Source organism: Nitratidesulfovibrio sp. (assembly GCF_040373385.1).
In the GTDB taxonomy this organism is placed as follows: domain Bacteria; phylum Desulfobacterota; class Desulfovibrionia; order Desulfovibrionales; family Desulfovibrionaceae; genus Cupidesulfovibrio.
Map to the genome: position 1 here is coordinate 133,848 of NZ_JBDXXH010000003.1, position 20,118 is coordinate 153,965.

The following is a 20,118-nucleotide window of genomic DNA, read 5'->3' on the forward strand; positions in this document are numbered from 1 at the left end:
ATCGGTGGCCTAGTCCGTGGTGTCGTCGTGCGGCGCGCCGCCGCGTGCGGGCTTCTTGGGCTGCGCCTTCTTGCGCTGGCCGGTCTTGCCGCCGGGCTGGGGCCGGGTCGTGTCGGGAAAAATGTGAACGAGGTTCGCCTTCTTCACGTCGTCCCACGCCACGCTGAGGGGGGCGGGGTCTTCGTCGGGGCGGGGCGCGGTGTCGGGCAGAAAGGTAAGGGTGTCGTCTTCAACCCGCGTGATCACTCCCCGGAACTTGCGGCGGCCCGGCCATTCCGGGTGGGGCACCGCAAGGGTGAGTTCGATGGTGCGCCCCACGTAGGGGACCATCTGGGCGGCCTCGAAGAAGGGACGTTCCAGCCCAGGCGAGGACACTTCGAGCACGTAGGCGTCGCGGACCACGTCTTCCACGTCCAGGGCAAGGCCAAGCTGGCGCGAAAGGCGGGCGCACTGGTCTATCGTCACGTGTTCGGGGGTGGCGCCTTCGGCCGTTTCGGGGGCTTCGCCGTCGGCAGGCGTTGCTTCCGGGGCGGGCATGCCGGGCCTGGCGTCCACGTACACACGCAGCACCATGCGCCCCCCGTCAAGGATCTCGATGCCCCACAGGGCAATGCCCAGGGCGTCGGCCAGGGGCGTGGCGATGGCGGCGACGGCGTCGCGAAGGGGATGCGTGCTCATGATGCGGGGTAACGTCCGTTGTCGTGGGCGGCGGAGCCGCAGCAAAAAAAAAGGGGGCCGAAAGGCCACCCGGAATGGCCGCGTACGGCCCTCAGGATGTCGAAGCGGCGTTGCCGTGGAGCGGTAAGGCGTGGCGCTCCGTGAAGCGATTCCAGAGGAATATCGGCGGCCGCTTCTGTCAAGACGCGAATGTATAGTATGGACCCGGAGGTCTGTCAACAGGAGATGGCGCGGGGAGTGGCGCGGCTTGCGCGCGGTACGCGGTGCACACGGGAAAGCGGGCGGGGTGGATGACCGTCGTTGTTCCGTCGGTATGGCCCGTGCGTGGTGCGTGCAGGGCAGGGCGCATGCGTCGCCACGCACCGGAATGACGCATGTTTGCTGGTGTGGCCCATGCCTTGCAAAGCCACCGGCGCGGGCAGCATGCCCGCAAGGAGGCACGCATGCAAGAAGGCATGTTGTCGAGCCTGTTCGGCGCGCTCACCAACGAGCACCGCATGAACAACATCTCGAACAATCTCGCGAACGTGAACACCACGGGCTACAAGCGCGACGTCATATCCTTCAAGGATACCATGCAACTGTTCGCCCACGACCAGATCATGGAGCCCATAGCCAACGTGCGTTCGAAGAAGCTCTTTCCGGAGCCCATGCACGTGGCCAGGCCGCGCATAGCCGTGGCCCACACCGACTTCGAGCAGGGCAGCATGCGCTACACCGGCAACCCGCTGGACGTGGCCGTGTCCGGCAACGCCTTTTTCAAGGTGCGCACCCCTGAGGGCGAATTCTACACCCGCAACGGCAACTTCATCCAGACCGCCGACGGCCAGTTGGTGACCGCCATGGGCCACGCGGTGCAGGGCGACGGAGGCGACATAGCCCTGCCGCCCGGCGAGGAAGTGCAGATATCCGACGACGGGCAGATATTCGCGGGCGGCGCCCTGGTGGGCCAGTTGAACATGGTCACCGTGAACGACCTGACCGCCCTGGAAAAGCTGGGCGGCAACATGTACCGGCTGCGGCCCGGTTCCAACGCGGGCGAGGTGCCCGCAGAAGGGGCCTACGTGGCCCAGGGCTACCTGGAAGCGTCCAACGTCGAGGTGGTCTCCGAAATGGTGAACATGATCGAAGCCCAACGGCAGTTCGAAGCCTACCAGAAGGTGATGCAGACCACGGATTCCATAGACCGGGAGGCGACCCAGAAGGTGGGCAAGAAGGTCTAGGGCGTGGTTCCGAATTGTCCTTTCGCCCGTTGGCGTCCGACCCGAAGGGCGCGAAGCGTGGCCGTTGGACGAGTTCGCGAGTCCTACGGACATCGTGCGCAACGCGGTCAAACTTCGCCTGTCATGGCTTTGCTGTCCTTATCTGTAAGACTCGCGCTGTGCGCTCGCCTAACGGCTAAGGCTCGGTCGAATACAACAAGAGTACGCGCTGCGGTCCTCATCCGTAAAGTTCGCTTCGCTCACTTAACGGCTGAGGCACTCCCTCATGACAGGCTCGTTTTCCTCGCCAACGAACGAAAACCCTAATTCGGAACAAGAGCTTGATGCAGGCCGCCCTGTTGCCGCCCGCTGGAAAGCCCCGATTGCATCCGGCATCCGGTTTGCAAGCACCTGACCGGCGGGCAATCACCGCCGGACAACTGACGGAATCAACCTCCTTGCAAGGAGACAACGACCATGATGCGTTCACTCTGGACGGCCGCCACCGGCATGGTGGCCCAGCAGCTCAACATCGACGTGATTTCCAACAACCTCGCGAACGTGAATACCACGAGCTTCAAGAAAAGCCGCGCGGAGTTCGAGGACCTCATGTACCAGAACATGCGCATCGCCGGTGCCGCCACCGAGGGTGACAACCGCATTCCCACCGGCATTCAGGTGGGTATGGGCGTGCGTCCCACCACGGTGCACAAGTTCTTTACCCAGGGCGACTATTCCAACACCGGCAACTCGCTGGACCTCGCCATCGAAGGCGACGGCTTCTTTCTGGTGCAGGTGAACGGCGAAGACGCCTACACCCGCGCGGGCGCGTTCAAGCTGAACCAGGACGGGGTGGTGGTGACCGCCAACGGCTACACCCTGCAGCCGGAATTCACCGTGCCCGCCGAAACCAAGAACATCACGGTGACGGAAAACGGACACATCTCCGCCCTCGACACGAACGGTGACGCCCTGGCCGAGGCCGACATCCCCCTCTACACCTTCATCAACCCGGCGGGTCTCGATGCGCGGGGGCGCAACCTGTACGTCCCGTCCGAAGCATCGGGCGAGGCGGTGGAAGGGGTGCCCGGCGAAGACAACGTGGGCACCATTGCCCAGGGCTTTCTGGAAATGTCCAACGTCGAGGTGGTGGACGAGATGGTGAACATGATCGTGGGCCAGCGCGCCTACGAAATGAACTCCAAGGCCATCCAGACGTCGGACACCATGTTGCAGACTGCTGTCCAGCTGAAGCGCTAAGGGCTGCCTCCAAATGGTCCTTTCGCCCGTTGGCTGCGTCAAACTTCACCTGCCATTCCGGTCGAATACGATAAGAGTATACTCCCGTCATGGCAGGCTTGTTTTCCTTGCCAACGAACGAAAATCCTCATTTGGAGATCGCCCTAAGGGCGTGCGTTATCCCGCAGCGTGAACATTTCTGGAACTCCAGGGAGATATAGCATGATCCGCCGCCGCCATTCCGAATCCACCCGCCATTCCGCCGTCATGGTGTCCGCATTCGCCGGTCCCGTGGCCTGGCTGGCCGCGCTGGCCCTTGCCGTGGGGCTGCTGGCCTTCGGCCTTGCCCCGGCGCGGGCCGGTACCGCCGACGCGGGCTGGCGCATCCGGCTGCTGGACGCGGCCGTGGTGTCCGGCGCAACGGTGACCCTGGGTGAGATCGCGGAACCGGTGGGGCCCATCCCCCCGCAGACCTGGCGCGAACTGGCCGCCACCCCCCTGTGGCCGTCCCCCACCGAGCCGGGCCGCCCCATGAGCGTCAACCGTCCGCGTCTGCAACAGGCGCTGCGCGAGGCCCTGCGCGATACCGAATCCCTGTGCCTGTACCCCGGCACGCTGGTGCTCCAGCGCGGCGGCGCGGTACTGCGCGAAGGCGACCTGCGCGCCCTGGCCGTCAGAGCTCTGACGCCCGCCCTGGCCGCCATGCCCGGCGAGGCCTCCATGCAGGACTATCGCCTGCCGCCCTATGTCTTTCTGGCCCACCCGCAGCAGCAGGTGGTGGTGGAGAACACCCTGGCCGCCCCCGGTCGCAACACCCTGCGCTTTGCCGTGCGCGAGGTGGATGGCAGCACGGTGCGCAAGTTCACCGGTTCGGCCTTCGTGGATGTATGGGCCGATGTGCCCTGCGCCGCCCAGCCCGTGAACAAGGACGACGTGCTGACCCCCGACAGGATCACCCGCGTGCGCAAGAACCTGGCCTACCTGCGCGAGCCCGCGTGGGACGGGCTGGGCGGCCCGTGGCGCCTGACCCGCCCCGTGGGTGCCGACCAGGTGATCTACCAGAGTGATCTTTCCGGCGTGCCCACCGTGCGGCGCGGCAGCGTGGTGACCGTGTTGTACGATTCCGGATCCGTGCGACTTCAGGTGCAGGGCGAGGCCATGGCTGACGGCGGCCTTGGCGAGACCATTCCCGTGCGCAACATGCAAAGCAAGCGGCAGATCTATGCCGCCGTGAAGGATGGGGGGACGGTGGTGGTCCGCTAGGGCCCCCCTTAAGGGTAGAAGTTCGCCCCATCCGCAATTTCAAGGAGAACCGTCATGAAACGCAGACTGCTCGCCGCCGGGTGCGCCATGCTGCTGCTTTCCGGGTGCAATGCCGCCCGTCAGCAGCCTTCGCCGGTGCCGCCGGTCACCCAGCCGCAGGCCTATGCCGAGCCCGAGGACACGGCCGCCAACCCCGGATCGCTGTACAGCGAATCGGACTCGGAGTTCCTGTTCTCCGACAACCGCGCCCGCCGCGTGGGCGACATCGTGCTGGTCAAGGTGGTGGAAACCGACAAGGCCAAGAACAAGGCCGACACCACCGCCGACAAGACCTCCACCAACGAACTGGGTGTCAGCGCCTTTTTCGGCCAGTCCAGCGCGTCCATCAATCCCATGAATCCCGCTGGGGCCTTTGGCGGTGCGGTGGGGGCCAATCCCATCCTCGGCAGCAGTTCCACCTCCAAGCATTCCGCCACCGGCGAAACCAAGCGTGAAAGCACCGTCACCACCACCATCGCCGCCCGCGTGCTGCGCGTGCTGCCCGGCGGCCTGATGGAAGTGGAAGGCGCCCGCGAAACCCGCGTCAACGACGAGACGCAGTACATCGTGGTCAGCGGTCTGGTGCGCGCCCGCGACGTGGCCTCGGACAACTCCGTGACCTCATCGCAAATGGCCAACGCCCGCATCGAGTACTACGGAAAGGGCACCCTGGCGGACAAGCAGAAGCCGGGGTGGTTCACCCGTCTTATGGACAACGTCTGGCCTTTCTAGTGCGAACGCGGCGATTCCGCCCGCATGCATCGTCAAACATCGCCGCCGCCGGGGTCGAGTACCAAAGAGTACACTCCCCCGGCGGCGGCTCCGTTTTCCTTGCCTGCGAACGGACTTGCCGCGTTCGCGCTACGCGACGCGTGTGAGGACTGAAGACGCACACACCTTCGTCGTCGGCCCCACTTTCCTTGCCTGCGGGCCAGCCTGGCGCATTTCCTGTGCGTTGCCAGGCACGGCGATTCCGCCCGCATGCATCGTCAAACATCGCCGCCGCCGGGGTCGAGTACCAAAGAGTACACTCCCTGGGCGGCGGCTCCGTTTTCCTCGCCTGCGAACGGACTTGCCGCGTTCGCGCTATGCGACGCGTGTGAGGACTGAAGACGCACACACCTTCGTCGTCGGCCCCGCTTTCCTTGCCTGCGGGCGGAATCGCCGCCTTCGCACTGGCACGGTGTTGGCAATAGCCATGGGCAGCGCCGGAATACCGTCGGATACCCGTCGGTGCCGCGCCCTGCGGAATGCCTGTTTCTTGACCGTCAGCAATCCGCGCGCCCCATCCCTTCGCGCACGTCCGGCCCATGTCCGGCGCGCATTCGGGGGGGGGCCGCGTAACGGGCTGCCCCGTGCAGCCGGATTTTCGGAGAAATGCCATGTCGCCCAGTCTTCGTTTCCTCACTGCCCGTCTTCTGGTTGTTCCGCTGCTTGCGGCGCTGTGGCTGCTGGCCCTGCCGGGCGGCGCCGGAGCCGTGCGCATCAAGGACATCGCCAGCTTCGGCGGCGTGCGTGACAACCAACTCGTGGGCTACGGCCTGGTGGTGGGCCTGGGCGGCACGGGCGACAAGAAGGATTCCACCTTCACCATGAGTTCCATGGTCAACATGCTGGAACGCATGGGCGTGGCCGTGGACCAGACCAAGATGAAGCCCAAGAACGTGGCCGCCGTCATGGTCACCACCCGCATGCCCGTTTCCGCCAAGCCCGGCACCCGTCTGGACGTCACCGTGTCGTCCATGGGCGACGCCACCAGCCTTCAGGGCGGCGTGCTGCTGATCACCCCGCTGAAGGGCGTGGACGGCAAGGTGTACAGCCTGGCGCAGGGGCCGCTGGCCCTGGGCGGCTTTTCCGTCGAAGGGCAGGCCGCCCGTGCCCAGAAGAACGTGACCACCGTGGGCACCATTCCCGGCGGGGCCATCGTGGAGCGGGGCATTCCCTTCCAGTTCAACAGCCAGGATACGCTGACCCTGCACATGTCCAGCGCCGATTTTTCCACCACCATGCAGGTGGTGGAACGGCTGAACCGGGTCATGGGCGGCAGCTACGCCAAGGCCCAGGATGCCTCCACCGTGGCCCTGGACGTGCCGCCCGCCTACCGGGGCAACCTGGTGCCGCTGATGGCCTCCATCGAAAACATCGAGGTCACCCCCGATTCCCCGGCCAAGGTGGTGGTGGACGAGAAGACCGGCACCGTGGTGCTGGGGCGCGACGTGCGCATCTCTCGCGTGGCCGTGGCCCACGGCAGTTTGCAGGTCACCGTGCAGGAAGGCATGGACGTCTCGCAGCCCGGCCCGTTCAGCCAGGGACAGACCGTGGCCACCCCGCGCACCGACATCAACGTGCGTGAGGAAAACCGCCGTCTGATGCTCATGGAAGGCGCCACCTTGCAGGAACTGGTGGATGGCCTGAACGCCATCGGCGCTACCCCGCGCGATCTTGTTTCGATCCTGCGGGCCATGAAGACGGCGGGGGCTTTGCATGCCGACCTCGAAGTCATCTAGCTGCGGCACAAGGGCCTTTTTGCCTCTGCCGTCGTCAGAACGCTTTTTTGTTCCGGTCGGGTATCACAAAAGTACGCTCCCTCCACAAAAAGAGCGTTCTTCCTCGGCAGAGACAAAAAATCCTCTTGTGCCGGAGTCTCGCGTCGCCAATCGGATTGCCCGGTTGCAGAGGCATGAGGTTCCAGTTCAGCCGGAAGGACAGCAACCATGACCGCTCCCGTCGATCCCAAACTCGCCACCGCCGCCTCGGCCCAGCACGAGCTTACCCAGCGCAAGCTCGAGATGGATGCCCTGCGCAAGCGCCTGCGCACCGATCCGTCAAAGGAACAGAAGCTGCGCGAGGCGTGCGAGGGGTTCGAATCCATCTTCGTGCAGAAGATGTGGGAGCAGATGCGCGCCACCCTGCCCAAGGAAGGCTACCTGCACAGCAAGGAAGAAGAATTCTGGCAGTCCATGTTCGATCAGGAGCTTGCCAAAAAGATGACCTCCGCCGGGGGCATCGGGCTGGCCGACATGATCTACGAGCAGCTTTCCACCAAGCTTACCGACGCCAGCCGCACCACCGCGCCCAGTTCGGTACGTGAACCGGTGGCGGTGAAGCCGGTGTCGCTGGTGCCGCGCATGATCACGCCCGCGTCCGAAGGGGCGCACGGGGTCAGCGGGACAGGCGGGATAGGCGGGGCAGGCGGGGCCAGGGCCGATGCCGCGTCGTCCATGTACGAACCCGCCAGCCCCGAAGCACAGGTGGCGACGGATGCCCAGGCGCCGGGCGCGACCGGGACGGAAGCGAAGGCCGGTGCGGAAGGTCAGGCCGGGCATGCCATCGTGCGGCAGCATCTGGCCGAACTGGAACGTCAGGTCGCCGCCGCGCCCCCTGCCGGCGAGGCCAGCCAGGTGGTGGCAACCGTGGAGGTCGCACCGGCTGTGGCGGGCTCTGCGGGTGCCGCTGTCACAACCGGCGCAGCTGCCGCAACGGGCGCCGCCGCGGCCCCGTCCGCTGCGGTACCGGCTGCCGCCGCCGAATCCGGGCAGGCAGGCGCCGCTGCCTCCAAGGCCCAGCGGCGTGCCGCGCGCGGCCTGCCCGCCGCATCCGTGCCGGGCGAGAACACGCGCAAGGTGCGCAGTCCCATGCGTGATGCCCAGTTGGGTCCGCCCATCGTGCACCGCAGCGGTGCCATGAAGCGGGTGGCCTCGCCTGCGGCCACGCGCACGCTTGCCGTGCCCACGGGCGCGCCTTCGGCCGCCGAGTTGCAGGCGGGTGCCGCCGGGCAGGGTGCGCAGGGCGTGCAGACCCCCGTATCCGGCGATGGGGCAGTAGGCACGGCGTCCCCGGCATCCGGTGCGACGGCTCCGGCATCGGGCGCGGCCTCCCCGGCGGCCGCATCGTCAATTTTCCCGGCGACCCCGACCACGCCGACGACCGCGCCGACTACCGCGCCGACTACCGCGCCGATGTCCAAGGCGTCGCCCACGGGCGGCCCTGCGGTGGCCTCGGGCACGCCGGGTTCCATGGTCTGGCCGCATGAGGGGCGCATCGCCTCCGGCTTCGGCTGGCGCAACGACCCCATCACCGGCGAGCGGGCCTGGCATCCGGGCGTGGACATTGCCGTGACAGAGGGCGACCCGGTGCGCGCGGCATGGGACGGCAAGGTGGTCTTTGCCGGTGAGCGGGCCGACTACGGCAGGCTGGTGGTGCTGGAACACCCCGGCGGCTGGCGCAGTTTTTACGGCCATAACGGCAGCCTGGACGTGCGCGAGGGCGACGTGGTTCGGGCGGGCACGGAAATTGCCAAGGCAGGGGGGACGGGCCGCGTTGCCGGGCCGCATCTTCACTTCGAGGTGCGCCAGGGCGAGCTGGCGGTGAATCCGGAATACGCGGCGCGCAGCCTCGCTTCCGGGGGTGTCGCGGCACAACGGACCCGTACCGGAGGATAACCAGATGTACGATCAGATACGCGGCAATCTTGTCCGGCAGACCAAGGGGCTCGAGGTTCTGGCGCTGCTGCTCGAGGAAGAGTTTGCCCACCTGCGCGGGCGCTCGCCCGAGGCCGTGAGCGCCGTGGAGTTCTCCATCCACGAACTGATGCGCCAACTGGCCTGCGAACGCGTGGACCTGAAGGCGGTCATGCAGCGTACCCGGCTTTCGGAATACGCGGACATGCTGCCAGAGGAACAGGGCGAGGAAGTGCGCGCCCTCATCGCGCGCATCGACGCCCAGGAACAGCACTGCGCCCGCCAGGCGTCGCTGAACGCGGACCTGGCCCTGGCCCTGCTGGACCAGAGCCAGGAACTGCTGGACTTCCTGCATCGCCGCCTGGCTCCGCCCAGGCAGGAGACCTATGGCCGCAAGGGTGGCATGACCACCACGCGCTCAGAGGCCGCGCTTATCCGCGGGAGGCTGTAAATGGCCGGGATCACCTCGCTGCTCAACATGGGGCAGCTTTCGCTGCTGGCGAACCAGACTGCCATCCAGACCACGGGCAACAACATCGCCAACGTGAATACCGTAGGGTATTCGCGTCAGGCGGTGCGCTTCGAGGAATATCCCGCCCTCGACGGCTTTCCGGGGCAGATAGGCAATGGTGCGTACGCGGCAGAGGTGTACCGCTATTTCAATGGCTTCGTGGAAAAGTCGTACCTCGACAAGGCTTCGCAGCAGTCGCGCTGGGACGCGCAGTACGAAATGCTGCAAAGCGTGGAAAGCCTGTTCAACGAGTCGACCACCCCCGGCATCAACTCCGCCATGTCGCAGTTCTTTGCCGACTGGCAGGCCCTTTCGCAGCGGCCCGACGACAAGGCCAGCCGCGACGCGCTGCTTTCGCATTCCGACAACATGGTCAAGCTGCTCCAGAATGCCGAGTCCAACCTGCGCGTCATGCAGCAGCAGATGGACCAGTACCTGAAGCAGGAGGTTGACGAGGCCAACAGCCTGATCAAGCAGATCGCGGAGCTGAACCGGCAGATCGAAATGCACGACGAGCCGGGCAAGAACAACGCCAACACGCTCATCGACAACCGCAACCTGCTGGTGCGCGAACTGTCGCAGAAGCTCGACGTCGATGTCGTGGACAACGGCAGCGGCAGGTTCACGGTGGTCACCAAGGCCGGTCACACCCTGGTGGACGGGGTGAACGCCTTCTCGCTGGACTACCAGGGGCCGCAGTCGCAGCAGTCGCTGGTGCCCGGTTCGGATTTTGACGGCGAGATCCACTTCGACGGTTCGGACGAGTACGAATACACCCTCGACGTGGTGCAATCCGGCGCGGTGGCCAGCGGCGCGGGCGCGGCCATGTTCCGCGCCTCGCTGGACGGCGGCAAGACCTGGCTCAAGGACGAGAACGGCAATGACCGGTTGTTCGCCGCCCGTCCTGAAGACCAGAAGGTCAAGGTGCAGGGGCTGGACATCTATTTCAGCGGTGCCACCCAGGACCTTGAGGCGGGCGACCGCTTTACCGTCACCCCCAAAAGCGGCGTGTACTGGGTGACGCCCACCACCTCGCCCCTGAACATCTCGCCCCAGACCATGGCCGACGGTACCGACAATCCCCGGCGCATCACCGGCGGGACCATCGGCGGGTTCATGATCTTTCGCGATACGCAGGTGGGCCGCTACGTGGATCGCGTGAACGCCCTGTCGGAATCGCTGATCTGGGAAGTGAACCGCCTGCACAGCCAGGGCGCGGGGCTCGAGAACATGTCGGTCATGAGCGGCACCTACGGCGTGGCCGATCCGTCCATCGCCCTGGGGTCGGACAGTTCGGGGCTTGCCTGGTTGGACAAGCTGGAGGCGGGCAACTTCAGCATGTACGTCTATGATGCCGCCAGCGGCACGTATCTTTCCAACGCCTCCGGCCCGCTGGACTTCGACACCGCCACCCCGGGCATCCAGAACTTCGACCCTGCCGTGCATTCGCTGAACGACGTGCGCGATGCGCTGAACAACACCTTCGGCACCTACGTCACCGCAGACATCGTGGACAACAAGCTGGTCGTGCGCAGCAACGACGGCTACGAGTTCGGCGTGGGGGCGGATTCCGCCGGTCTGCTGGCGGGCCTTGGGCTGAACACCTATTTTCAGGGGTCGGACGCGTCCACCATCGCCGTGCGACCGGACGTGCGCAGCGACACCAATTTCATCAATGCCGGCAAGGTCAACGGCGGCAACGAGGCCAACGAGGGCGACAACGACACCGCCACGGCCATCGCCGGGCTGGCCACCAAGGAAGTGACAATCGCCACCACCTTCGAGCGGGCCAGCTCGCAGACCCTGTCGGAATACTACAGTGCCATCGTGGCCACCGTGGGCGCGGATACCGCCTCCACCAAGTTCAATGCGGCCTACACCGCAACCCTGGCCAAGGACCTGGACGAACGCCAGAGCGCATCGGCCGGGGTGAACCTGGACGAAGAGATGGCCAGTCTCGTCAAGTTCCAGCACGCCTACAAGGCGGCGGCCAAGCTGGTGACCACGGCGGACCAGATGATGCAGACGCTGCTGGGCCTCAAGCAGTAGCGACGGAAGGAGTCTCCCATGGCAGGACGTGTTTCGCAGCGGACCATGTTCGACAATTACATCTCGAACATGAACTATGCGCTGTCCAACCTCATGGAATCGAACATGCAGTCGGCCAGCCAGAAGCAGGTCAACCGCCCGTCCGACGATCCCGTGGGCATGGCCCGCATCCTGAACTACCGCGCCTCGCTGGCCACCAACGAGCAGTACCAGAAGAACGTGGGCCAGGCCGAAAGCTGGCTGAGCCTTGCGGACAAGACGCTGACCCAGGTCAGCACGGTGCTCACCCGCATCAAGGCGCTGGCGGAACAGGCGGCCACCGGTACGGTGAGCCCCGAGAACCGCAAGGAAATCAGCTACGAAATGCGCGAGCTGTACGGGCAGCTCATCAACCTTGCCAATACCGAGAACGAAGGCCGCCACATCTTCGCCGGGCACAAGATCGAGGACGCCGCCTACGTGGCGGGGCTTGCCGTCACCGCCAACGACCCGGCACTGTCGAACACCACGTTCACGGTGGAGGGCGGGGCCAGCAACACCATGGTGTTCCAGTTCCTGGAAAGCGGCACCATCGGTACCGACGCGCTGGACTACCGCTACTCCGAGGACGGCGGAACCACCTGGAAGACCGGCACCCTGGCCGCCAACGCCGCGCCGGTGATGCTGGGCGGGGCGCGCCTGACCATGTCGCCGGGGGCCACGGTGACTGCCGTGGATACCGCCAACGAGCACGAGACGGACAACGGCACCTGGCTGTACATTCGGCCGACAGCCATCTACAAGGGCGACGACATGAACTCTTCCGGCCTCACGGCCGAGAGGTACGGCGCCAACGACATCGCGGCCACGGCCGACGGTTCGTTCTCGCGCGACGTCATGGTGCGCATCGACCAGTCGGGCACGCTTTCCGGGGCCATCAGCTATTCGTACAGCATGGACGGCGGCTCCAGTTGGGTGCCCGCCACCGCTTCCGGCACGGGCGGCCCCGTGTCGCTGCTGGTGCCCGGCGGCTTCCTGACGCTGGCCTCCAACGGGGGCAACGCGCTGACGGCGGGCGACCAGTTCGTCATCAGGCCGCACCGCGCCTCTCTGGAGTACGAGATTTCGCCCGGCGAATACATGTCGGTGAACAACGTGGGCAAGGACATCTTCGGCGGCATGTTCCAGGCGCCGGGGCAGGCCAGTCCCACGGCGGTGTACGACGGCGACGGGCGCAACATGTTCGAGGTGGTGGGCAGGCTGATCGCCTACACCGAAACCAACAGCCAGACCGGCATCCAGGAGGCGCTGGACGAGTTGGGCACCGCCTCCAAGGTCATCCTGACGGCGGCGGCGCGCGTGGGCGGCAAGGAAAACCGGCTCGACGTGGTGCAGGGCATCCTGGAGTCGCAGGAAGACGACCAGACCATGCGCATGAGCAGCATAGAGGACGTGGACGTGGCCAAGCTGATGACGAAACTCGCGCAGCAGCAGTTGACCTACAACAGCGTGCTCAAGTCGTCCTCCATGATCATGCAGATGAATCTCACGAACTTCCTGTAAGGGCCGGGCCACATGCTCATACTTACACGCCGGCCGGGCGAAAGCCTGTACCTTGGCGACAACATTCGCATCACCATCCTTGGCATGCAGGGAAAGCAGGTCAAGATCGGGCTCGACGTACCCGGCGACATGGTCGTGTATCGAGAGGAAGTCTACCGGCGCGTCATGGAGGAAAACCGCATGGCGCTCGAAACCAGCAACGCTGACCTGCTCGCGGCGACACAGATATGGCACGACAGAACGAAAGAGTGATCCAGACCCGGCTTGGCCGCCAGAATGTGGCGCTGGACAAGGTGCTGTATTTTCCCCGGGGCCTCATGGGCTTCGAGGACAAGCACGAGTTCACGCTGCTGCAACTGCGCGAGGGTGCGCCCTTCCTGATCCTGCAAAGCATGGACGACCCGCGTCTGGGCTTGCTGGTGGGTGACCCGTACAGCTTCATCGAGGACTACCCCATCCGCATCGGCGATGCGGAGCAGAAACTCTTGCGGCTGCGCACCATCCGGCAGGTGGCGGTGCTGGTCACCGTGTCCATTCCGCCGGGGCGGCCCGAAAAGACGGCGCTGAACCTTACCGGCCCCATCCTGATCAACCACGAGGCCCGGCTGGGCCTGCAAGTGCCCCAGACCGACGGGCGCTTTCCCTCGCAGTACTACCTGCACGAGCAGGGCGGCTGCCCCACGGCGGGGCAGGCGCCGGAATCCGCCGGGACCGGGAACGGTGAGGAGCCGGAACCTGGCGGCGCGGCGGACGGCGGGGCGTAGGCCCGGCAGGTTCGAACCTCCGTACGGAAACAATGCATGCGAAAGGGCGGCCCCCATCAGGGGCCGCCCTTTCGCATGGCGACGAAAACACGGCAGGCACGAGTGGCACGGCAGGCTCCCGAAATGCCCGCGTGGCCGGTGGAGGAGGGGGTGCGTTCAGTCGCCCCGGCGGGCACGTTCCCCGGCCACCAGGCCGGAAAGCCCCATCTTGCGGATGCGGTAGCCCATCTGGCGGGGGGTGATGCCCAGTGCCGCGGCGGCGCGGTGCTGCACCCAGCCGTTGCGGCGCAGGGCGGCGATGATCTCGTTGCGCTCGATGTCGCGCAGGGTGGTGGGGTGCGCATCGTCGTGCGGGAGGGGGGCGCCGTGACCAGCGTGCGCATCATACGGTGCCGGACCGGCGTGGCCGGTGTCCGGATGGCCGTGGGCCATGGCGGGGCCGCCCGACATACCCCCCGACATACCCCCCGACAGGCCACCGGGCATGCCACCGGAGAGGGACGCATGCTGGGCCGGGTGTGCCGGTTGCGCGGGCTGCGCCGGGTAGGACCAGTCGGGCTGGGCGTTTTCCGAGGCGGAATGCTCCAGCAGCGGCTCCAGGAAGCGCCGGTCGATCTGGCCGGATTCGGACAGGATGGCCAGGCGTTCGATGAGGTTTTCCATCTCGCGCACGTTGCCGGGCCATTCGTGGCGGCGCAGCAGGTCCAGCGCGTCCGGGGCCAGGGTAATCACCCGGCGGTAGTCGCGCGCGGCCTTGGCCAGAAAATGGTTGAGCAGGCGTTCCACGTCGTCGGGCCGTTCGCGCAGGGCGGGCACCCGGATGGGGAACACGCACAATCGGTAGTACAGGTCCTGGCGAAAGCGCCCCTGTTCGGACAGCAGGGCCAGGTCGCGGTTGGTGGCAGCCACGATGCGCACGTCCACGCGGTGGGTCAGGTTGCTGCCCAGGCGCTCGAATTCGCGGTCCTGGATCACCCGCAGCAGCTTGGCCTGGATGGCGGGCGGCAGTTCGCCGATTTCGTCGAGAAAGATGGTGCCCCTGTGGGCTTCCTCGAAGCGCCCCGCGCGGACGTTGGCGGCCCCGGTAAACGCTCCCTTCTCGTGGCCGAACAGCTCCGCCTCCAGCAGCGTTTCCGGAATGGAGGCACAGTTCACCTTCACGAAGGGGTGCACCATGCGGTCGGAAAGGTTGTGCAACAGCCGCGCGATGAGCGTCTTGCCCACGCCCGATTCGCCCAGCAGCAGCACCGTGGCCTTGGTGGGGGCCACGCGCTCTATCTGGCGCTGCACGTCGAGCATGACCGCGCTGCGGCCCACGATGTAATCGCCCCGCTCGTCCAGTACCTGGGTGCGCAGCTTGACGTTTTCGCGGCGCAGGGTGGCCACCCGCTCGTTGAGCTGCTCGTTCAGGCTCAGGAACTGGGCCACCAGGGTGGCCACGATGCCCAGGAATTCCACGTCCTCGGAGGTGGAGACCTCGTCGCTGAACAGACGGTCCACGTTCAGCACGCCGATGGGGGTGCCCTGCTTCAGGATGGGCACGCCGAGGAAGGATATCTTGCCCTTTTCCACCTTGCGCGCGCCGGTGCGGTCGAGAAACAGCGGGTCGGTGCGCACGTCGCGCACGATGTACGGGCGGGCGGTCTGGAAGATGGTGCCCGTCACCCCTTCGTCCAGGCGGTATACGCCCCGTCCGCGTTCCGCCGGGGTAAGCCCGTGCGAGGCGGCAATGACCAGCTGCCCCGTTTCGCGGTCGGGCAGGGTGATGGTGGCGCGCTTCATGGAAAGGGTTTCCGAAAGCACGCGCAGAACCTCTTCGAGGGCCTGTTCGAGGTCCAGGGCCCGGTCGAAGACCTGGCTGATGGCGTAGAGGGCCTTGAGTTTCAGGCTTTGCAACGTGCACGGCATGCCGGATGCGTTGCAAGGATGGTTCCGCAGTGATCGTGCGCCCAAGGATGGAAAATCAGAAAACGATTTCAGATTGTTGCGTTGACCTTGCGGTGGGTGGAGCAGAATGTGTCGCAGGCTGTTTTGACAATTATCGAAAAAAACAAGCGCCGGGAATGACATTTTTGAAAAAGGACATTTCCGGCGCTTCATTGTGCGGGGTTCGGTGCTGTCGGTCGGTCAGGGGCGACACCGCAGGCGTCAGGCATGAGCCCCGCCGCCGGGGGCGTTGGCAATGCGTGGAGCCGCCGGGGGCGTCAGCAATGCGTGAAGCCGCCGCAGGCGTCAGGCCTCGAAGCGCGAGGCGTCGTCGTCAACACCGGGGCCGGTGGCTGCGGCCCCGGCGCGCGTGGCGTTCCGGTTATCCGCCATGCCTTGGGGGTTCGCCACGCCCCCTTCCGTCCACTGAGCGGGAGCGGCGGAGGCGGCGGGTGCCGGGGACGGGGAGAGCGCGGGCAGCCCTTCGATGCCGCGCACGTGCACGTCCATCTGCGGGAAGGATATCTCGATGGCGTTCTCGCGGAACAGGCGGTCGATGGTCCGGCGCAGGTCGGATGCCGTGGATACGCCGTGGTTCAGGTCGTCCACCCATACCCGCAGCACGAAGTCGAGGCTGCTGGGGCCGAAGTCCTGGAACAGCACGTTGGGCGCGGGGTCGCGCATCACGCGGGGGTGCTCGTCCGCCGCCAGCATGAGCAGTTCGGTCACCTTGTCGATGTCCGAGCCGTAGGCCACGCCGATGGTTATGTCGCGGCGCATGCGCATGCTGTTGCGGGTCCAGTTGGTGAGCCGGTTGGACACGAACTCCGCGTTGGGCACGAAGATCACGGCGTTGTCGAAGGTTTCGACGGTGGTCGAGCGGATGCTGATCTTGCGTACCGTGCCCCACGTCTCGCCGATCTGGATGATGTCACCCTCCAGCAGCGAGCGGCCGAAAATGAGGATGAGCCCGCTGAAGAAGTTGTTGAAGATGGTCTGCAACCCGAAGCCCAGCCCCACGCTGAGGCCACCGGCGATGACCGTGAGGCTGGTCAGGCTGACCCCCAGGGCATTCAGCACCACCAGGCCGAACAGTGCCCACAGGGCATAGGTCAGCCCGGTCTGCAACGGCGGGATCACCCCGCGCTCGACGCGGGGCAGGCGGGCGGGCAGGTTTTCCAGAAACGACGTACCCACGGCGATGGCCGAGCGGGTGAGGTAGAACAGCAGCACCAGGCCCAGCACCCGCAGCGAGTTGAACGACGCGGAGCCCACGTTGACGTTCAGTTCCAGCGCTTGGCGCATCATGTACGGCCCGCCGGGGAAGGCGGACATCCACGGCAGCAGGGTGGCGGCGGCCACCACCCACATGGCGGGCGCGCCAAGGCCCAGCACCAGGCCGCGCAACAGGGCGCGCATGCCCTTGTCCGGCAGGCGTTCCGCCAGCAGGGTCACGAAGGCAACCAGCACCGCGCCCAGTTGCAGGGCCACCGCCACGGCCAGCCCCACCAGAAAGAACGGAATGGCCAGCCGCGCCCAGCCGAAAACCGCCGCCAGCAGCGATACGACGCACAGGGCGGGCTCGCAGGCCAGCAACACCCTTTCCAGCAGGGGCAGCACGCGGGGCCTGCCGCGCCGGGCGCGCACGGCCAGCACCGCCACCATGCACAGGGCCCACGCCGGGGCCAGCAGTACGGCGGGCGGGTTCAGGAACAGCAGCAGCACCCCGGTGGCCGCCGGGGCGAACAACAGCGACAGGGGCGAGCGTTGCGGCAACCCGGCAAGGCCGGTGGCGCGCAGGCTCCAGACCAGGGTCAGTTCACCCCACAGCAGCATGAGGTGCGCGGGCACCACCACGGCCCGGTACACCTCGCCTCCGCGCGTCCACGAGGCAGAGTGCAGGGCGATGCCCACGGCGATCCACGGCCAACTGCGGGCGGCCACGTTGCGACAGCTTTCGGCCCAGCCGCCGGGCAGTTGGCAGCCGCGACGCAGGGTCAGCCGGCCCAGCAGGAACAGGGGCACGGCCAGGAAGGCGAAGCGCAGCAACAGCGCCCCCCAGTCACGGGGACTCTGCGGAAATTCCGTGGTCAGGCGGACTTCTGCCGTGTCCGACCAGGCGGACAGGTTGGCGGGCAGCGACTGCCACACCGAAAGATCCATCAGCGAACTGGAGGCCACCAGGTAGTAGGTGCGCCACAGCGCGGGCAGTTGCTCGTCGATCTGCTCCAGCGCCTGGGCCAGCTTGGCGCCCAACGCGTGCCCGGGGTCCAGGGCGCGGGCAAGGCGGGTGCGCAGGACCGTGAGGTTCTTGCGGCCCTCGGTGAGCTTGGCAAGGTATTCGGACAGATCCTTGGACAGCGCGCTGGACCGTTCCGTGGCCAGATGCTCGGACAATTCCTTGTCCAGCGCGTTGAAGTCGTCCAGACGCTGGCGCACGGCGGCATCGGTGGCCTCCATGGGGGCCAGTCGGCCTTGCAGGGTGCGCTGCACGCCCGCCAACTGGCGGCGGATGGCGGCCATTTCGCTGGGGTGGTTGCGGCTCAGCTGGTACAGCGCGAACAGGCGCTGGTAGTCGCGCTGCACGGCGGCTACCTGCGTATCAAGCGCCTTGGCCATGTCCGGCAGCGCCTTGCGCAGCCGGTCGGTTTCCTCCACCAGCGCGGTCAGTTCCTGGCCGCGCGTCTGCCAGATGAGGTCCATGGACTGTTGCCCGTCCGGTGCGTCGTCCTGTGCTTCTCGCGGCATGTCGCCCGCCAGAAGGGGCGCGGCGTCGGCGGCCAGCGCCGTGCCCGGGGCGATCAGGCCGGGGCACGCCGGGGCGAACCCGGCAAGCAGGGTCATGCCCAGTAGGGCCAGCAGGACGACCAGGCTGCGGGGGGAACGGAACGGAAGGCGTATGGAGGGGTGAAGCATGGTGGTCTGCATCCTGTGGAGTTGCTGTTCGCGGTGCCCGGTGCGGGGCAGGCATGAACCGGCATGAACCGGCGTGAACCGGCATGAACCGGACTTCACCCTATACGCCGCCCCGGCCCGTTGTTCAACGTGCGGATGGGGACCCGCCTCCGCGTGGGCTGATTTTTCGCCGGAACCGCTTGCCCGGTTAGGGAATTTGGGCAAGAATGCAAGCATTCACGTCTACCATCGTCCCTTTGGGCACGGGGCTGGCACGCCCTGCGCGCACCACGTGCCCGTCCCGAGCGGAAGGACCGCTTTGTTCCCGCCCGCCCGGCATGGCCGGAAGAATGGCGTGGGGCCATGGTTGGCGAACCCAGGAGGAAACCGGCATGACCCCGGCTTTGCCGCCCGCCGCGCTGGTGCCCGTGCCCGACCCCATACCGGGGCCGTGGGGGTGGTTTCAGGCGCTTCTGCTGCTCACCTTCGTGGTGCACCTGCTGTTCATGAACGTGGTGCTGGGCACGGCGGTGATCACCCTGTTCCGCTCGCTGCGCACGCCGTTTGCGCCCAATGACCAGATCAACACCGACATTCGCGAGACGGCGGCCTGGGTGCCGCGCGCCATGGCCCTGGCCGTGAACTTCGGGGTGCCGCCGCTGTTGTTCCTGCAGGTGCTGTACGGGCAGTTCGTCTATCCCAGCTCCATCCTGATGGCCACGTGGTGGCTGGGGATCGTGGGCTTCGTGATGATGGCCTACTACGGCTTCTACCTGTATGGCCTTGGGCACGCCGTGCTCGGCCCGCGCCGCACCCTGGTGGCGGGCATCAGCGTGGCGCTGCTGCTCGTCAACGCCTTCGTGCTCACCAACAACGCCACCCTCATGCTGGACCCGGCCCGCTGGACCGGGTACGCCGCCTCGCCGGGGGGCACCCTGCTGAACTGGGGCGAACCGTCGCTGGTGCCGCGCTACCTGCACATGGTTGTGGGCGCGGTGGCCGTGGGCGGGCTGTTCGTGGCCGGACGCGCGCAACTGCTGCTGCGGGCGGGCGGACCGGTGGCCTCCGGTCCGCAGGGGCCGCAGGACTGGGAACTGCGCATCACCGAGGGCCTCAAGTGGTTCACCCACGCCACCTACGCCCAGTTCGTGCTGGGCACGTGGTTTCTGCTCAGCCTGCCCGGCCCCATGACGCGCCTGTTCATGGGCGGGCACGGGCTGGCCACCGGCGCCTTCGTGCTGGGGCTGGCGGGCACGGTGCTGGCCCTTGTGGCCGCCCGGCAGCGCCGGGTATGGCTGGCCACCGGCGCCACCGTGGGCGTCATATTCCTGATGGCGGCCATGCGCGCCGTGCTGCGCGACGCCTGGCTGGCCCCGCACCTGGACGCGTCCATGGAAGCGGCGGCAGCAGCGGCGGCGATCCCTGTCGTGCCACCGATAGCCGGGCAGGACGGCGCGGCGGCATTGTTCGTGGTGTCGCTGGTGGCGGGCATCGCCGCCGTATGGTGGCTGGTGGTCATCGCCCGTCGCAGCGGGAAGGAGGCGTAGCCC

At 66.6% G+C, this 20,118-nt stretch carries 15 protein-coding genes; 12 read left to right on the top strand and 3 right to left on the bottom strand.

The features are described 5' to 3' along the window. Window positions 1-9: 9 nt before the first annotated feature. The gene (gene rimP / locus ABWO17_RS06505; RefSeq protein WP_353116817.1) at window positions 10-678 is read right to left on the bottom strand and encodes a ribosome maturation factor RimP; all 669 of its coding nucleotides are present in this window, start codon (window positions 676-678) and stop codon (window positions 10-12) included. A 443-nt stretch (window positions 679-1,121) separates the two neighbouring features. Between rimP and flgF the strand changes: the two genes are divergently transcribed. From flgF to fliW, 11 genes are all read left to right on the top strand, one after another. Continuing rightward, complete coding sequence (flgF, locus tag ABWO17_RS06510) at window positions 1,122-1,901, top strand: flagellar basal-body rod protein FlgF (RefSeq protein ID WP_353116819.1); 780 nt, start codon at window positions 1,122-1,124, stop codon at window positions 1,899-1,901. Window positions 1,902-2,357: 456 nt separating this feature from the next. Further along, the gene (gene flgG, locus ABWO17_RS06515; RefSeq protein WP_353116821.1) at window positions 2,358-3,140 is read left to right on the top strand and encodes a flagellar basal-body rod protein FlgG; all 783 of its coding nucleotides are present in this window, start codon (window positions 2,358-2,360) and stop codon (window positions 3,138-3,140) included. A gap of 201 nt (window positions 3,141-3,341) precedes the next feature. Then, window positions 3,342-4,382 (top strand): flagellar basal body P-ring formation chaperone FlgA, encoded by a 1,041-nt coding sequence (gene flgA / locus ABWO17_RS06520; RefSeq protein ID WP_353116823.1) that lies wholly within the window; start codon window positions 3,342-3,344, stop codon window positions 4,380-4,382. A gap of 54 nt (window positions 4,383-4,436) precedes the next feature. Next, window positions 4,437-5,153 (top strand): flagellar basal body L-ring protein FlgH, encoded by a 717-nt coding sequence (locus ABWO17_RS06525; RefSeq protein ID WP_353116825.1) that lies wholly within the window; start codon window positions 4,437-4,439, stop codon window positions 5,151-5,153. A 650-nt stretch (window positions 5,154-5,803) separates the two neighbouring features. Continuing rightward, complete coding sequence (locus ABWO17_RS06530; protein ID WP_353116827.1) at window positions 5,804-6,928, top strand: flagellar basal body P-ring protein FlgI; 1,125 nt, start codon at window positions 5,804-5,806, stop codon at window positions 6,926-6,928. A gap of 207 nt (window positions 6,929-7,135) precedes the next feature. Further along, window positions 7,136-8,863 carry a peptidoglycan DD-metalloendopeptidase family protein gene (locus tag ABWO17_RS06535; RefSeq protein ID WP_353116829.1) on the top strand — a complete coding sequence of 576 codons (1,728 nt, stop codon included), beginning with the start codon at window positions 7,136-7,138 and terminating at the stop codon, window positions 8,861-8,863. Between the two features lie 4 nt (window positions 8,864-8,867). Beyond that, on the top strand, window positions 8,868-9,332 hold the full coding sequence (gene flgN, locus ABWO17_RS06540; RefSeq protein ID WP_353116831.1) for a flagellar export chaperone FlgN: 465 nt from the start codon (window positions 8,868-8,870) through the stop codon (window positions 9,330-9,332). Then, window positions 9,333-11,441 (top strand): flagellar hook-associated protein FlgK, encoded by a 2,109-nt coding sequence (flgK, locus tag ABWO17_RS06545; RefSeq protein WP_353116833.1) that lies wholly within the window; start codon window positions 9,333-9,335, stop codon window positions 11,439-11,441. Window positions 11,442-11,459: 18 nt separating this feature from the next. Then, entirely contained in the window at window positions 11,460-12,983 is a 1,524-nt protein-coding gene (gene flgL, locus ABWO17_RS06550) for a flagellar hook-associated protein FlgL (RefSeq protein ID WP_353116835.1), read from the top strand. Between the two features lie 12 nt (window positions 12,984-12,995). Then, window positions 12,996-13,235 carry a carbon storage regulator CsrA gene (csrA, locus tag ABWO17_RS06555; protein WP_007526389.1) on the top strand — a complete coding sequence of 80 codons (240 nt, stop codon included), beginning with the start codon at window positions 12,996-12,998 and terminating at the stop codon, window positions 13,233-13,235. After that, the gene (gene fliW / locus ABWO17_RS06560) at window positions 13,211-13,747 is read left to right on the top strand and encodes a flagellar assembly protein FliW (RefSeq protein WP_353116837.1); all 537 of its coding nucleotides are present in this window, start codon (window positions 13,211-13,213) and stop codon (window positions 13,745-13,747) included. Before csrA ends, fliW begins: the two co-directional genes overlap by 25 nt. A 156-nt stretch (window positions 13,748-13,903) precedes the next feature. Here fliW and ABWO17_RS06565 read toward each other — a convergent pair whose 3' ends face one another. Together ABWO17_RS06565 and ABWO17_RS06570 are read right to left on the bottom strand one after the other, a co-directional pair. After that, entirely contained in the window at window positions 13,904-15,655 is a 1,752-nt protein-coding gene (locus tag ABWO17_RS06565) for a sigma 54-interacting transcriptional regulator (protein WP_353116839.1), read from the bottom strand. A gap of 324 nt (window positions 15,656-15,979) precedes the next feature. Next, the gene (locus ABWO17_RS06570; protein ID WP_353116841.1) at window positions 15,980-18,589 is read right to left on the bottom strand and encodes a mechanosensitive ion channel domain-containing protein; all 2,610 of its coding nucleotides are present in this window, start codon (window positions 18,587-18,589) and stop codon (window positions 15,980-15,982) included. A 371-nt stretch (window positions 18,590-18,960) separates the two neighbouring features. Between ABWO17_RS06570 and ABWO17_RS06575 the strand changes: the two genes are divergently transcribed. Continuing rightward, window positions 18,961-20,115: a peptidase gene (locus tag ABWO17_RS06575; protein WP_353116843.1), complete on the top strand. Its 1,155-nt coding sequence runs from the start codon at window positions 18,961-18,963 to the stop codon at window positions 20,113-20,115. Window positions 20,116-20,118 lie beyond the last annotated feature (3 nt).

Excerpts from the sequence above, each read along its gene's own strand:
- flgG (WP_353116821.1), top strand. The coding sequence starts at position 2,358 with ATGATGCGTTCACTCTGGACGGCCGCCACCGGCATGGTGGCCCAGCAG.
- flgK (WP_353116833.1), top strand. The coding sequence starts at position 9,333 with ATGGCCGGGATCACCTCGCTGCTCAACATGGGGCAGCTTTCGCTGCTG.
- csrA (WP_007526389.1), top strand. The coding sequence starts at position 12,996 with ATGCTCATACTTACACGCCGGCCGGGCGAAAGCCTGTACCTTGGCGAC.
- ABWO17_RS06525 (WP_353116825.1), top strand. The coding sequence starts at position 4,437 with ATGAAACGCAGACTGCTCGCCGCCGGGTGCGCCATGCTGCTGCTTTCC.
- rimP (WP_353116817.1), bottom strand. The coding sequence starts at position 678 with ATGAGCACGCATCCCCTTCGCGACGCCGTCGCCGCCATCGCCACGCCC.
- ABWO17_RS06565 (WP_353116839.1), bottom strand. The coding sequence starts at position 15,655 with ATGCCGTGCACGTTGCAAAGCCTGAAACTCAAGGCCCTCTACGCCATC.
- flgN (WP_353116831.1), top strand. The coding sequence starts at position 8,868 with ATGTACGATCAGATACGCGGCAATCTTGTCCGGCAGACCAAGGGGCTC.
- ABWO17_RS06575 (WP_353116843.1), top strand. The coding sequence starts at position 18,961 with ATGACCCCGGCTTTGCCGCCCGCCGCGCTGGTGCCCGTGCCCGACCCC.
- flgL (WP_353116835.1), top strand. The coding sequence starts at position 11,460 with ATGGCAGGACGTGTTTCGCAGCGGACCATGTTCGACAATTACATCTCG.
- ABWO17_RS06530 (WP_353116827.1), top strand. The coding sequence starts at position 5,804 with ATGTCGCCCAGTCTTCGTTTCCTCACTGCCCGTCTTCTGGTTGTTCCG.
- flgA (WP_353116823.1), top strand. The coding sequence starts at position 3,342 with ATGATCCGCCGCCGCCATTCCGAATCCACCCGCCATTCCGCCGTCATG.
- flgF (WP_353116819.1), top strand. The coding sequence starts at position 1,122 with ATGCAAGAAGGCATGTTGTCGAGCCTGTTCGGCGCGCTCACCAACGAG.
- ABWO17_RS06570 (WP_353116841.1), bottom strand. The coding sequence starts at position 18,589 with ATGCTTCACCCCTCCATACGCCTTCCGTTCCGTTCCCCCCGCAGCCTG.
- ABWO17_RS06535 (WP_353116829.1), top strand. The coding sequence starts at position 7,136 with ATGACCGCTCCCGTCGATCCCAAACTCGCCACCGCCGCCTCGGCCCAG.
- fliW (WP_353116837.1), top strand. The coding sequence starts at position 13,211 with ATGGCACGACAGAACGAAAGAGTGATCCAGACCCGGCTTGGCCGCCAG.